Below are 13,729 nucleotides of genomic sequence, written 5' to 3'. Positions count from 1 at the left end.
TTGTTAATGCTCTAACTAAAATTTTCTTTTGTACAATTGAAAGTGAATTCTGCTAGTCCTGTTATTAGAAGTTTGCAGAAATAGTCAACTGATAAGTACGAGGAATTGGAATATTACCAAAGTCTACACCTCTCAATAAGCTACTGTTACCACCTGCGTTTGTTTCTGGGTCAAAACCGTTGTAGTTATCCCACGAAACTAAGTTACGACCCACTAATGATACATTTAAGTCGTATTTACCAGCTAAGGCTTTTACAAAAGAATATCCTAATGATACTTCTCGAAGCTTGACAAATGAACCATTATCTACACGATATTCTTCAATTGGAACAAGGGCGAAAACAGTACCACGAGGAGCCGTGCCACGAAGTTCGGCTTCGGCTAAGTCGCCAATACCTACGTTGTTACGAGTACGCTTGTCAGCGTTGAATACTTGTACGCCTTGAATAGCATCCAATAGGAAACGAAGAGATAATTTTTTATACTGAAAATTAGAGCTAAATGAGCCTGTCCAGTCTGGATTTGGATTACCGATAACAGAAGTAATAAATGCACCTGTTGGTTGTCCTGAGGCATCTCTTTGTGGGGTATAACTCAAAATGCCCGTTTGTGTACCACGTTCACGTTGTGGAAAACCTTGTGGGGTAAGTAATAACGAGCCGTCTGCATTGCGTGCATAAGGGTTGCCATAGAATACCGATGCTGGTTGACCTTCAATCAAGAAGATAGGAGCGCCCGCTGCGTTGGTAATAGCGACGTTGCCACCAGGAAGTTTGGTGATTTTGTTGCGGTTGCTACTAAATACCACATTAGCATCCCATGAGAAATCTTTGGTTTTGATAACATTGGCACCCAATGAAACTTCAAAACCTTTGTTTTGCATTTCACCCACGTTGTTTACAATACTCGTTCCACCCGACGAAGCGGCTAGTACACGGTTTACCACCAAGTCGGTGATATTTTGTGAGTAATAAGTCAAACCTAGAGATACTTTGTTTTTTACTAAAGAAAAATCTCCCCCAAATTCTAACTCACGCATACGTTCAGGTTTTACCGATGGGTTGGCTAACTGACGACCTGGCAAAATGGTACTTTTACCCAAATAGGCAGCAGGAGAAAATTGCCAAAAACGGTCATAAGTACCCAAAGCTGTCAAACCACCCGCATCACCAAATGAGGCACGTAATTTGGCACCATTTAACCAACCGTCTTTTCCTTCAACCAATACATACGAACCACTGATTTTTGGATATAATTGGTTTGTTTGGTCTGGTGAGAAAATAGTCGAACCATCACGACGAATAGCTCCTGTCAAGAACGCGCGATTTTTGTACCCAAAAGTAGCTTGAAAAAACTGTCCAGTTACTGCATATCTGTCGAGTCCGTAGGTTGCAGTTACCGTGGTCGAAGCGGCTCCACTAACAGTTTCGATAAATGGAGCCAAGTTCTGACCAGTAGTTGTACTTATATCTGTTTGCGTATATTGGTGGTTAAAACCAGCCGTTAACGTCATCTTTACATCATCCGAAAGATTTTTGTCATAACCAATATTTACGTCAGTATTGAACAAAAACGTATTACTACTAGCTGTTGCAGCAAAACCCATTGGGTAGCGCTCTAGTGGCAAGCCTGCTTCAGTAGCGTAAGGATATGGTTTGATGGTATTTTTTCCTAATTGAGAAAAAGCGTCAATACCCATTACCCAGTCAATCGTAAGCCCTTTGGCTGGCGTCAAGTTCAATTGTAAGTCCGCAATAGTACGGTTGGTAGCCTGTGAAAAATCCATATCCTCAATGGTAGATAATGGGTTTACACGAGTAGGTTCTACAGCCAAGAGGTTTCCTGCTGCATCACGTTTGGTAATATCATAAATATTGTTGGTGATGTTTACAGAGTTGATAGGGCTATAAAACACGTTTCCATTTGGCTTTTCATTTGAGAAGGTGTTGATATAATTCAAACCTGCTGAAACTTTAGCCCAGTTATTCAAGTGCTGGTCAACTCGTACTTTAAGTCCGTAACGCTGAAAATCAGCACCTTTAATAATGCCTTGATTTTTCATATACGAAACCGACGCCAAATACTGTGTTTTTTCATTACCACCCGTAATAGATAGATAATTGTCGGTGCCTACGCCAGTTCTGAAAATTTGGTCTTGATAGTCATAACGAGTAACATCTACCAAATTTGTGGCTAAAGGAGTACTGGTTCCATCTCTCAAGATATTGGTTGTAGTTACGCCAGGATTTGCCGCAATTTGAGCTGCCGAGACTCCTCCGATAGTATGTAAACGTAAACCAGCAAAGCCAAACTGTTTCCCGTATGTGCTCACAAATACTTTTTTTCGCAATTGATTTACACTCATGCTTGTTGAGAAGGTCACCTTTGGTGTTCCTGACTTACCTCGTTTGGTCGTAATAATTACCACCCCGTTGCTTGCACGTGAACCGTACACTGCTGCCGCTGCTGCACCATTCAATACGTTGATAGTTTCAATATCCTGAGGGTTAATATCCGCCATACGGTTGGTACCAAGGTTAGCAACACCCGCTTGAGCGTCTACAGCGATTTGAGATACGTTCGACGAAGCATTACTTACAACAACCCCATCGATTACATAAAGTGGATCGGAGCTACCTCTCAAAGACTTAGTACCTCTCAAACGAATACTAATACCACCTGAAGGATCTCCTGAGTTTTGTGTAATTTGCGCCCCCGGAATTTTTCCTTGCAACGCCGAGAACAAATTGGTTGTCCCTGTCTTTTGGAGTGCGTCTGCTTTTACCGAGTTGATAGTATTACCAAGCTCACGTTTGTTAGACGATAACGTAGAACCTGTAAATACAACTTCGTCCAAGGCAAAAGCATCGTCATCGCTTAGGGTAAGGTCTAGGTTGAGGGTATTTGAATTCCCTAACGTGATATTTTTTGTCGCATTTTTATATCCAATAGAACGGAATATCAATTCATAGCTGCCTTCTTTGAGGTTTGCACGCAAGGTGTATTCACCTTTAGCATCGGCAACCGTACCCAAAGTTGTACCTTTGATGATTACCGAAGTACCCGCAAGTGCCTCATTTGTCGATTGAGAAGTGATTTTTCCTTTGATGGTATAGGTTTGAGCAAGAGCCGAAATGGACATCAGCATCAGTGCAACCAAAACCATAAAAGGTCTCTGTAAAGTTTTTTTCATAAGTCAATACATGGTTAAAATTGGATGAATGATTTTTGCGCTTTTATGCTAAAATTTTCATGAATATAATATTAAAACAGGCAAATACCTGCATTTTTAAGCAAGGAAATATTGACAAAAATATTGATTTTATTCAGATTTGTTTAAATTTATATAAATATATTACAAAAACTAAGTATAATTCCCTAATTATTAATCATTAATACTCAAATAAAACGGCAAAAACCTGCAAGGTTAATGCTTACTAATCGCAATAGTATGTTAAAAAAAGAAAGACAGGCCTTTATCATCAAGGAAATTAACCTGCACAACAAAGTCTTATCTTCAGATTTGAGTATGGCTTTGGATGTGTCTGAAGATACTATTCGGCGTGATCTCAATGAGTTAGCCTTAGAAGGACGTGTTGTGAAGGTACATGGTGGAGCTTTGTCAAAATCATATCAGATGGCCGCCGTACAGACTGATACTTATGCGTATGAGAAGAAAGAGGTAATTGCTATGAAAACTTTAAAGCTATTTAAAGATGGTATGGTAATTCTTACAAGTGGAGGCACTACCATGCGTGAAATTGCCAAGCGTTTACCAGAATCTTTACAGGTAACTTTTTTTACAATCAGTCCACTTATTGCCCTCGAACTAGCCGAGCATCCTAAAGCCGATGTGATTTTATTGGGTGGTCAGCTTTCCAATGCATCAAAAGTAACTATTGGGGCAGAGGTGGTTCAGAAAATCAGCGAAATCAAAGCAGATATTTGTATTTTGGGTATCAATGGCATGGACTTGGATGGTATCACCGATTCGGATTATGAAATTGTGCAGGTCAAAAAGGCCATGATAAAAGCATCGAAACAGATGATTATCCCCACTATTTCGGAAAAACTTAACACTGCGCTTCGTTATAAAGTAACACCGACAGCCGACATAGATTGTTTGATTACAGAGCTTTCGCCTTTGCATGATACGATTCAACCTTATTTGTCTCAGGTGAAACTTGTTTTATAAGGATGAGGTTTTCGGGGAAAATGGGTAACTTTGACGAAGAAAATATCTGAATTTGAGGGTAGGTTGAAAAATATCACTTTCAACTATTCATTGTTTCAAATTCGATTTCACGTTAATCAAAAATCAAAAATGTCGTCAGTTGTAATTGCTCCTATCGCAGAAAGTTTACCTCAATTTTTATCTGATTCAAAGTACTCTAAGGTACACGTGATTGTAGATGAAAATACAAAACGCCATTGCTATTCGCTCGTAAAACCTTTTTTACCCAAGCATACACTCACTCAAATCAAGTCGGGGGAACAAGAAAAAACCTTAGCTACTTGCGAAAAAATTTGGCAAGATATGACAGATGCTGAATTGGATAGACACAGCTTGGTTGTGAATATCGGCGGTGGTGTGATTGGTGATATGGGTGGTTTTTGTGCGTCGACCTACAAAAGAGGAATTGATTTTATCCAAATTCCGACAACCTTGTTGGCTCAGGTAGACGCTAGTGTAGGAGGGAAGTTGGGTATCGATTTTCATGGATTCAAAAATCATATTGGCGTATTTCGTATTCCCAATACCGTTTTGATAGATCCAATTTTCACTAAAACCTTACCATTTAATGAATTGCGTTCTGGTTTTGCTGAAATCGTGAAGCATTGTTTGATTGCAGACAAAGCCAAATGGGATATTATCAAACGTAAAGACTTCGAAGCACAAGATTTTGCTGACTTGATTAGTCACTCTGTCGAAATCAAAAAAGCAGTTGTGGCACAGGATCCTACAGAAAAGGGTTTACGTAAAATACTCAATTTTGGACACACACTTGGACACGCTATTGAAACATTCTATTTGGGTAAACCAAAATTACATTTACTCCACGGAGAAGCTATTGCAGCAGGGATGATTTGTGAGGCGTTTGTAGGTTTCAGAAAAGGATTGATTACCCAAAAAGAATTAGCTGAAATAGAAGAATTTATTTTCTCTGTTTATGGTATCGCAACCATCCAAGCAGAGGATGTAGAAGAAATCATCGCACTTACGGCGCAAGACAAGAAAAATAAAGGAAAAGAAGTAAGATTCTCTTTATTGGAAGGTATCGGAAAATGCGGTTTTGATATTGCCATCAATGCCAAAGAAATGAAAGACGCTTTGGCGTATTATAGAGGTGATGTGAATTAGTATATGAGTGAACAGTGATAGAGGCACAAAGGCACAAAGTGTGAATTGAGGCACAAAGTAGCAAAGGCACAGAGGCACAAAGTGTGAATTGAGGTATAAAGTAGCAAAGGCACAAAGTGAAAGATAAAACACTTTGTGCCTTTGCCACTCCACTCCCTAAAAATTCGGTTTCAACAAATATTTCGAGTAGAAATCGTCAATTACGCGAACAGCGTCGGTTGGGTTATCTACTAACGAAATCAAATCCAAGTCATCTGGATTGATGTTACCAGCATTTACCATTGTCGTTTTAATCCAATCAAGCAAACCACCCCAGTATTCTTTACCCACTAACACCACAGGGAAACGACCAAGTTTATGCGTCTGAATCAAAGTCAAAGACTCAAACATTTCGTCGAGTGTACCAAAGCCTCCTGGCATAATAATAAAGCCCTGTGAGTATTTGACAAACATTACTTTGCGTACAAAGAAAAAGTCAAAATTGATACTCTTGTCATTGTCAATATATGGATTCGGATGTTGTTCGAAAGGCAATTCGATATTCAAACCAACAGATTTTCCTCCTTGTAGTTTAGCACCTTTGTTACCTGCTTCCATAATACCTGGACCACCACCCGTGATTACACCATATCCATGGCGAACCAATTTAGCGGCAATTTCCTCAGCCATGATATAATAAGGATTGTCAGGTTTTGTACGAGCAGAGCCAAAAATCGAAACACAAGGGCCGATTTTGGCCATTTTGTCGATACCTTCTACAAATTCTGACATAATCTTGAATACTCTCCACGATTCTTCAGAACGAATTTCTGCCCAAGTGTGGTCAACAAAAGCTCTTTTAATTTTGTCTTCTTCTTTCAACAACTTTTCGCTTTCTCTTTCAGTCATAGCTTTTTCCGGTTTTTATCGTTACAAAATAATGGTTTCTTGCACAATGGTCAGTACCTTTGCACTAAGCACCAAAAAAGCTTAACGTAAAAAAAATATTTTTTGTTACATATTCACTGAATTTTTTTCAAAAATGTCAAAGAAAATTGCCATCGGAGGTGACCACGCAGGTTTTGAGTACAAAGCAGAAATTGTAAATTATTTACAATCAAAAGGTTACGAGGTAAAAGATTTTGGTCCATACAGCACTGCATCTTGCGATTATCCTGACTTTGCTCATCCAGTAGCATCGGCAGTTGAAACAAAAGAGTTTGATTTGGGTATCTTATTGTGCGGAAGTGCCAACGGTGTGGCTATTACAGCCAACAAGCATCAGGGAATTCGTGCGGGTTTGGCTTGGAACACAGAAGTAGCCAATTTAGTACGTTTGCACAACGATGCGAATATCGTTTGTGTACCTGCTAGATTTGTGAGCTTAGAAGAAGCTTTTGCAATTGTTGATACTTTCTTGAATACAGAATTTGAAGGTGGTCGCCACCAATTGCGTGTGAATAAAATTCCATGCTAGTCGATGATTCTTCGATAATTTGGAGATTGGAGTGTACGAAGGATTCTGAAACTGTCTATTTCGGATATCGGATGTGGGATTTCGGAAGTGTAATCTTTTATTTTTGTAAAAAATAGAGGTAATTTACGTTATTTCCGAAATCAGAAATCCCAAATCCGAAATTATTGGAAATCCTTCGTACAACCCTAATTTGGAGATGAGAATAGGCTTATCTCCAAATTATCAAATGACTCTTCCATCCTCCATTTCAATGATGCGCTGTGTTCTTTCAGCAAAATTAGGGTCATGCGTCACAATCAATAAAGACTGTTTGTACTCTTCAGATAATTGACGGAATATATCAAAAACCACCTCCGTATTTTTCTTATCCAAATTTCCTGTAGGTTCGTCACCCATAATAATCAGTGGGTCGTTGATAAGTGCTCGTGCGATAGCCACCCGCTGTTTTTCGCCACCCGATAACTGATTAGCTTTTTTTAGCGCCTTGCTATCCATGCCCAATTTTCGCAAATGCTCAAAGGCTCGATGTTCTAATTCTTGATGAGAAATCTTTCCTAGTTTTAGTCCGGGCAACATAACGTTTTGAAGCACACTAAATTCGTTGAGGAGGTAATGAAATTGAAAAACAAATCCAATCTTTTCATTCCGTACACGAGCCAATTCAGCTTCGGTTTTACCTGTAAGCCTTTCCCCATCAATCCACAATTCTCCCTCATAGTCAGTATCCATTGTTGAAAGGATATAAAGTAAGGTCGATTTTCCACAACCAGACTTTCCGACAATAGAGGTAAATTGACCTTTAGGTATTTCGATGCTTACATCTTTCAAAATAGGCACTGTAACAGGGTCGTGAAAGCTTTTATTGATATGTTTGGCTTCAAGCAACATTTCGATTTTAGATTTTATGGTTGAATTGACCCTTGCCGAATGCCGATACCTGACATCCGATTGCCCCAAAAGCTATTTTCCTCTAATAATATCTACTGGGTCAATTTTACTGGCTTTTCTTGCTGGAAACAAACCTGCCAAATAGGTTGTAATCAAGGAAAAAGTGATACCTATCAAGTAATATTTCAAGTCATAATTCACTGGATAGGTACTTATTGTAGGTAAAGCTGCCGTTTTGAAGGGCACATTATCGATTAATAGTGACAACAGAAATCCGAAAAACAGTCCCGTGCAACCACCCAATATACCAATACTAATAGCGATGGTAATAAATATCTTTTTGACATCGCTTCCTGCAAAACCCGTAGCTTTCAGAATGGCAATGGTATCCATTTTTTCATAAATCAACATATTCAAGATATTGTAAATCCCGAAACCAGCCACTATGAGTAATGTAATGCCGACTGCATACGAAATCAAACTGCGTAAACTGCTACCAGTTTCAAACTGGGCATTAGCGGTTTGAATATCCTCGGCATCAGTGCCAAAAATTTGTGCATATTCTTTGCTTACCGTAGGTGCCATATTCAAATCATACAATTTGATTTGAATATCGGTCACATAGGCATTGCTTTGTCCGATGAGTTTTTGGGCAGTTTTTAAAGAAGTATAACTCTGAACTTTGTCTATCTCACCCAGTCCCGATTGGAAATATCCTACAACTTTTAAGGGAAATCTATCACCTTTGGCGGTGGTGATTTGTACCACATCGCCAATATTTGCCAACATTTTGTCTGCCAAGCCTTTTCCCAAAATAATACTATTGGGAATATTTTTTAAATCCATATACGAACCCGCAGTAACATAGTCGCCGAAGGAAAAAAGTCTTGCTTCTGCCTCTACATCTATTCCGTTGACTACGCCTGTTACATCCGTTTCGCCCACATTAAAAAAAACTTGTGCAATCATTTTGGGGGAAATTCCCAAAACACGTTTGTCTTTTTTTAGCGTATTAATGATGGCAGCGCTGTTGGCAATCTGAGCATTTTTTCCATTAGGTTTAATAGACCTGATAAAATTATGGTATTTCTTGTAGCGATTATCCAACAAAATAGGCTGATTTTCATTGGCTTTTATTTCGTTAAAAAGTCGTACATGTGGGGTTCTATTCAATACTAAGCTATCCAAGAGGTCGTTGAGCCCGTTCATAAAACCCAACAATGCTATGAACATGGTAATACTAAACATCACCCCAACAGCCGCCACCAAGGTTTGTTTCCAACGAGCCAAAGATAGCGATTGAGCAATATTCCAAATTAGTGGGTAGTTCATAGCGTAGGTTTTTGGATAGCGTCTTGGGCAGTAATTCCTGATAAAATTTCGACACGTTGGAAGTCTTTTAGCCCAACTTTTACCGCTCTTTTTTGACCATCTTTGTCCAAGACAAACTGTTCATCAACCAAATAATTTCTTGGAATCGTCAATACTTTTGGCCTTTCAGCAGTAATGATATTTGCCTCTACATTGAGGTTGGGATACAAGACTTGAGGTTGCACTATAAAGGTAGCTTTTACCGTAAAAGTCCTAGTTTTTTCATTCATTAAAGGGTCAATGCTATTAACTCTGGCTTCAAATACCTGTTTGTCGTAACTATCTAAAGTGAGTAATATTTTTTGTCCAATTTTGACACGAGTAATATCATCTTCGTCGATTTGTAATTCAAGCATAAAAGCTTTTGCATCGCCGATAATAGCCACAGGGTTTTGGATAGTAACCATTTCACCTATTTCTTTCGAAAAACTATAAATACGTCCAGACACCTCGGCACGAACGGCAAAGTCAGAAGCAATACTCTTGGCTAAAGCGACATTTTTGGCAGATTGTTCAGCTGAAAATTTAATCTGACGACGCAATTCGCTCACTCGTATTTCGGCGGATTGAAAGGCTGTTTGGGAGTTATGATAGGCTAGTTCACGCTGTTCTTGATCTACTTTTGTTCCGATTTGTTGTTGCCAAAGAGCATTTTGTCGACGCCAAAGCAGGGAGTCTGAACGAAGTTTTTGATAAGCTAAATCTTTGGCGATAACCGCATCACGCAAACGTTCATGATTAGATTTGACAGAAGCATTTTCAAAACTCAACTCCGCATTCTCGATATTGAGTTTTGCACTAGGGTTAGCGATTTCGAATAAAATTTGCCCTTTTTCGACAAAATCACCTTCTTTTACTTTTAAAGAAGCAATAACTCCTGCGTTTTTAGGAAAAACCTGATATTGATTGACACTTTTTACGATCCCCGAAGCATAAACAGACTCGGAAATTGCCTGAATTTGAGGGTAAATCGTTTCCACCTTTTTCTTACAGCCTGTTATCAGACCTATCAGTAAGACTCCTGCCAACCAATGTTTCATGTGTGTTAACTTTAAAGTTGTTTATACGTCAGCCTCTCAAAGCATCATTTTGTTTGATGATGTAGGAATGTTTAAAATTAGAAAGATTTTACAAACTCAATCATGAGGATAATTGGTTTTTGTCTTGATAATGGTCAAAATCTTGGGTAAATACTATATGAAGTTTTACTTTTTGTTAAAATCCTGAAAGATATATAAACCTTTATTGTCTATTTGTAAAGATAAAATAACTAAAATCATTGATTATTTTTATCTAAATATCTGATTTTTTACTAAAAATCAGTGAAGTATAAAAATATATCTTTGTGGCAATCTACCTTTGTCCTATCCATTTTACACATCAATCGGAAAAGTAGTATCAAAGTGTTGCTTTGATTTAAAAAGGAATCGTGTGTGAATCACGAACAGACGTGCTACTGTATTTAACCGCTCTTCGGGGCAAGTCGTGTACAATATATCCATTGTTCCAGCTGGAATGAGAAGGAGTACAACGATGTTATAAGTCAGGAGACTTGCTACTTTTCTCAATGACAAGACTCTCACGAATAGGGTGTTGGACGCGCATTGATTTTTCAAACTCATTTGAGAATGAGTAATTGAGCATATTAGTGATTTTAAGACTATGTTTAAATTTTATAAGTCATTGAAAAATAAAAGTATCTATTTGTTTTTCTGAAATCCTGTTGTTTGAGCCGCAGGCGAGTTTAGGATTTCTTGACTTTCTTTTGTTACTTTTCTTGTGTCAAGACAAGAAAAGTAAGGAGTGTCAAAATGAAAATTTGTTTTTTCTACAAATGCCAGATAAAATTTTTAAACATACTCATAAAACTAATAAGCTCTATTGATATAAATTCAGGTCAGCTTTTGTTAATCATCAAAATGTGGTGTTTCATGATGTTTGCTTTTGAGAAAGCCGAAAGCTGATACCTGAAAGCTTTTGAAAAATCTGTTCCATTCGTTGAAGGTTTTGTGTGTTGTGCCTAAATGGTTGAGTATTTCATTTTTAAACATTCAACCAACATGCTTACTCACATCCTTGGCTATCCACGTATCGGTAGCAAAAGAGAACTCAAAAAAGCCTGCGAACAATACTGGTCAGGCAAAATCAGTAAAGAAGAATTACAGTCTCAGGCATATCAGTTGAGATTAGAACACTGGAAAATCCAGCAGGAAAATGGCATTGATCTTATTCCAAGCAACGATTTTTCTTTGTATGATCATGTTTTAGACTTGTCATTGACACTAGGCGTAATTCCACAACGTTATCAGGCATTAGTTGATGGAAAATCTAGCAAAGAATTAGATATTTATTTTGCTATGGCTCGTGGTTATCAGAAGGAAGGTTTTGACGTAGTAGCCTGCGAAATGACCAAATGGTTTGATACCAATTACCACTATATCGTGCCAGAATTTACCAAAAATCAACAGTTTTATAGATTCTCAAATAAGCCCATTCAAGAGTTTGAAGAGGCAAAACGATTGGATATAATCACCAAACCTGTCTTGATTGGCCCCGTATCTTATTTGCTTTTAGGAAAAGAAAAGGAAAAAGGATTTAATCGTCTAGACTTGATTCAACGTTTGTTGCCTGTTTATATCGAGTTATTACAGGAACTTGAAAGTCGTGGCGCACATACGATTCAAATCGATGAGCCTTGTTTGGTGATGGATTTGTCGACAAAAGAAAGAGCTGTTTTCCAAGAAGTTTATCAGCAAATTAGAAAAGCATTGCCTGCCCTTCAAATCGTTTTGGCGACTTATTTTGAATGTTCTGGCGATAATTTATCTACTACCTTAAGCCTCCCTGTCGATTGCCTTCATGTCGATTTAGTTCGTTGTCCGTCGCAATTAGGAGATATTCTCGATCAGGAAGCTTTTGTCAATGGAACTATCAAGCTTTCGTTGGGCTTAGTAGATGGTAGAAATATTTGGAAAAATGATTATACCAACTCTTTAAGTTTCATTGAAAAAGCTCTTTCAAAACTTGGAGAAGAGCGTGTTTGGATTGCACCATCGTGTTCATTATTGCATACGCCTTATGATTTGGATTTGGAAAAAGACGAAAGTGTATTAACTCCAACTATCAAAAATTGGATGGCTTTCGCTAAACAAAAATTGAAAGAGGTGCGTACATTGGCTGATTTGACCAATCCACAATTGTTTAGCAGTTTAGCTTCTATTTTGACCGAAAATCAACAGGCTATTGAAAGTAGAAAGTCTTCAACACTCATTCATCGTCCAACGGTTAAATCTCAAATTCAAGGTATTAAAAATGCTGATTTTGAGCGTGAAGCACCATTTGCACTTCGCCAGTCAATTCAAAAAGAATTATTACAGTTACCATTGTTGCCTACAACCACGATTGGTTCTTTTCCTCAAACGACAGAAGTGCGTCAGTTGAGAGCTAATTATAAAAAAGGTCTTATTTCTGATGAAGTTTATACACAAGAAGTAGAAACTGAAATCAAAAAGGCCATTCATTGGCAAGAAGAATTGTGCTTGGACGTATTAGTTCATGGCGAGTTTGAGCGTAATGATATGGTTGAATACTTTGGTGAGCTATTGTCTGGTTATGTATTTTCTCAAAATGGCTGGGTACAAAGTTATGGTAGCCGTTGTGTGAAACCTCCCATTATTTTTGGAGATATTGAGCGCAAAGGAGATATGACAGTTCGCTGGACGAAATATGCACAATCACAAACTTCTAAAATTGTGAAAGGAATGCTCACAGGACCAATCACCATGTTACAATGGTCATTTGTGAGAGACGACCAACCAAGACGACTAACAGCATTTCAGTTGGCATTGGCTATCCGTGAGGAAGTTGTTGCTTTAGAAAAAGCAGGCATCAAAATTATCCAGATTGACGAACCAGCCATACGTGAAGGTCTACCTTTAAGAAAAGAAAATGCGCCAATTTACTTGGATTGGGCAGTAAAAGCCTTTCGTTTGAGTGCTTCAGGCGTATCTAATCGTACACAAATACATACACATGCTTGCTATTCAGAATTTAATGATATTATCGATTCGATTGCTGATTTGGATGCTGATGTCATTACGATTGAAACTTCTCGTTCGCAAATGGAGTTACTGGATGCGTTTGCGGAGTTTAAATATCCAAACGAAATTGGACCAGGGGTATATGATATTCACTCCCCAAGAGTACCGACAGTTGAAGAAATTACAACTCTTTTGGAAAAAGCATTGACCTATATTCCATTAGAAAACCTTTGGGTAAATCCTGATTGTGGATTGAAGACTCGTCATTGGGAAGAAACGGAAAAAGCCTTGAAAAACATGGTAGGCGCTGCTGAAGCATTAAGAGCCGAAGTTGGTGCAACAGTAAAATAGTCCTATCCTGAATTGAGTGAATGGTGATTGAGTGGATGAGTGATTATATTTTATATTTCACCAGAGACGCAATGATTGCGTCTTAAGCCATTCATTTATAGTATAATAGCATCAAAAAAGCGGTCGAAAATTATTTTTCGACCGCTTTTTTGATATTGAAGCTGTTTAAACTTTCTTAAAATTGCTTGCGTAAGCAATGAATTTATACTGTTTGAGCGCAGCGAGTTTATAAATTCTTGATTTTTTTGTTACTTTTTGTAT

At 38.1% G+C, this 13,729-nt stretch carries 9 protein-coding genes and 1 riboswitch; of the genes, 4 read left to right on the top strand and 5 right to left on the bottom strand.

Annotation, left to right across the window (positions count from 1 at the left end; translation table 11 throughout):
* Nucleotides 1-64: 64 nt before the first annotated feature.
* On the bottom strand, nt 65-3,193 hold the full coding sequence (locus GVN22_RS18745; RefSeq protein WP_166552545.1) for a SusC/RagA family TonB-linked outer membrane protein: 3,129 nt from the start codon (nt 3,191-3,193) through the stop codon (nt 65-67).
* A 258-nt stretch (nt 3,194-3,451) separates the two neighbouring features.
* Between GVN22_RS18745 and GVN22_RS18740 the strand changes: the two genes are divergently transcribed.
* Nucleotides 3,452-4,195 carry a DeoR/GlpR family DNA-binding transcription regulator gene (locus tag GVN22_RS18740; RefSeq protein ID WP_166552544.1) on the top strand — a complete coding sequence of 248 codons (744 nt, stop codon included), beginning with the start codon at nt 3,452-3,454 and terminating at the stop codon, nt 4,193-4,195.
* Between the two features lie 129 nt (nt 4,196-4,324).
* Complete coding sequence (gene aroB, locus GVN22_RS18735; protein WP_166552543.1) at nt 4,325-5,362, top strand: 3-dehydroquinate synthase; 1,038 nt, start codon at nt 4,325-4,327, stop codon at nt 5,360-5,362.
* Between the two features lie 156 nt (nt 5,363-5,518).
* On the opposite strand, the gene GVN22_RS18730 is transcribed toward aroB, so the two are convergent.
* Nucleotides 5,519-6,250, bottom strand: a complete 732-nt coding sequence (locus GVN22_RS18730; protein WP_095166495.1) for a TIGR00730 family Rossman fold protein — start codon at nt 6,248-6,250, stop codon at nt 5,519-5,521.
* Nucleotides 6,251-6,383: 133 nt separating this feature from the next.
* Between GVN22_RS18730 and rpiB the strand changes: the two genes are divergently transcribed.
* The gene (rpiB, locus tag GVN22_RS18725) at nt 6,384-6,818 is read left to right on the top strand and encodes a ribose 5-phosphate isomerase B (protein WP_166552542.1); all 435 of its coding nucleotides are present in this window, start codon (nt 6,384-6,386) and stop codon (nt 6,816-6,818) included.
* Between the two features lie 222 nt (nt 6,819-7,040).
* Here the strand turns inward: rpiB and GVN22_RS18720 are convergent, their stop codons facing one another.
* From GVN22_RS18720 to GVN22_RS18710, 3 genes are all read right to left on the bottom strand, one after another.
* Entirely contained in the window at nt 7,041-7,706 is a 666-nt protein-coding gene (locus GVN22_RS18720; RefSeq protein ID WP_166552541.1) for an ABC transporter ATP-binding protein, read from the bottom strand.
* Nucleotides 7,707-7,778: 72 nt separating this feature from the next.
* Nucleotides 7,779-9,038 (bottom strand): FtsX-like permease family protein, encoded by a 1,260-nt coding sequence (locus tag GVN22_RS18715; RefSeq protein WP_166552540.1) that lies wholly within the window; start codon nt 9,036-9,038, stop codon nt 7,779-7,781.
* Entirely contained in the window at nt 9,035-10,117 is a 1,083-nt protein-coding gene (locus tag GVN22_RS18710) for an efflux RND transporter periplasmic adaptor subunit (RefSeq protein WP_166552539.1), read from the bottom strand. Before GVN22_RS18710 ends, GVN22_RS18715 begins: the two co-directional genes overlap by 4 nt.
* 336 nt (nt 10,118-10,453) lie before the next feature.
* Nucleotides 10,454-10,652: riboswitch (cobalamin riboswitch) on the top strand.
* A 485-nt stretch (nt 10,653-11,137) separates the two neighbouring features.
* Here GVN22_RS18710 and metE point away from each other — a divergent pair.
* Complete coding sequence (gene metE, locus GVN22_RS18705) at nt 11,138-13,468, top strand: 5-methyltetrahydropteroyltriglutamate--homocysteine S-methyltransferase (RefSeq protein ID WP_166552538.1); 2,331 nt, start codon at nt 11,138-11,140, stop codon at nt 13,466-13,468.
* Nucleotides 13,469-13,729 lie beyond the last annotated feature (261 nt).

Origin of the sequence: Cellulophaga sp. BC115SP (assembly GCF_009905545.1) — a bacterium.
GTDB classification, from domain to species: domain Bacteria; phylum Bacteroidota; class Bacteroidia; order Cytophagales; family Spirosomataceae; genus Flectobacillus; species Flectobacillus rivi.
Note: the sequence above shows the minus strand (reverse complement) of the source record. Positions and strands in the feature narration are given on the sequence as shown.

Excerpts from the sequence above, each read along its gene's own strand:
- GVN22_RS18745 (WP_166552545.1), bottom strand. The coding sequence starts at position 3,193 with ATGAAAAAAACTTTACAGAGACCTTTTATGGTTTTGGTTGCACTGATG.
- GVN22_RS18740 (WP_166552544.1), top strand. The coding sequence starts at position 3,452 with ATGTTAAAAAAAGAAAGACAGGCCTTTATCATCAAGGAAATTAACCTG.
- aroB (WP_166552543.1), top strand. The coding sequence starts at position 4,325 with ATGTCGTCAGTTGTAATTGCTCCTATCGCAGAAAGTTTACCTCAATTT.
- GVN22_RS18730 (WP_095166495.1), bottom strand. The coding sequence starts at position 6,250 with ATGACTGAAAGAGAAAGCGAAAAGTTGTTGAAAGAAGAAGACAAAATT.
- rpiB (WP_166552542.1), top strand. The coding sequence starts at position 6,384 with ATGTCAAAGAAAATTGCCATCGGAGGTGACCACGCAGGTTTTGAGTAC.
- GVN22_RS18720 (WP_166552541.1), bottom strand. The coding sequence starts at position 7,706 with ATGTTGCTTGAAGCCAAACATATCAATAAAAGCTTTCACGACCCTGTT.
- GVN22_RS18715 (WP_166552540.1), bottom strand. The coding sequence starts at position 9,038 with ATGAACTACCCACTAATTTGGAATATTGCTCAATCGCTATCTTTGGCT.
- GVN22_RS18710 (WP_166552539.1), bottom strand. The coding sequence starts at position 10,117 with ATGAAACATTGGTTGGCAGGAGTCTTACTGATAGGTCTGATAACAGGC.
- metE (WP_166552538.1), top strand. The coding sequence starts at position 11,138 with ATGCTTACTCACATCCTTGGCTATCCACGTATCGGTAGCAAAAGAGAA.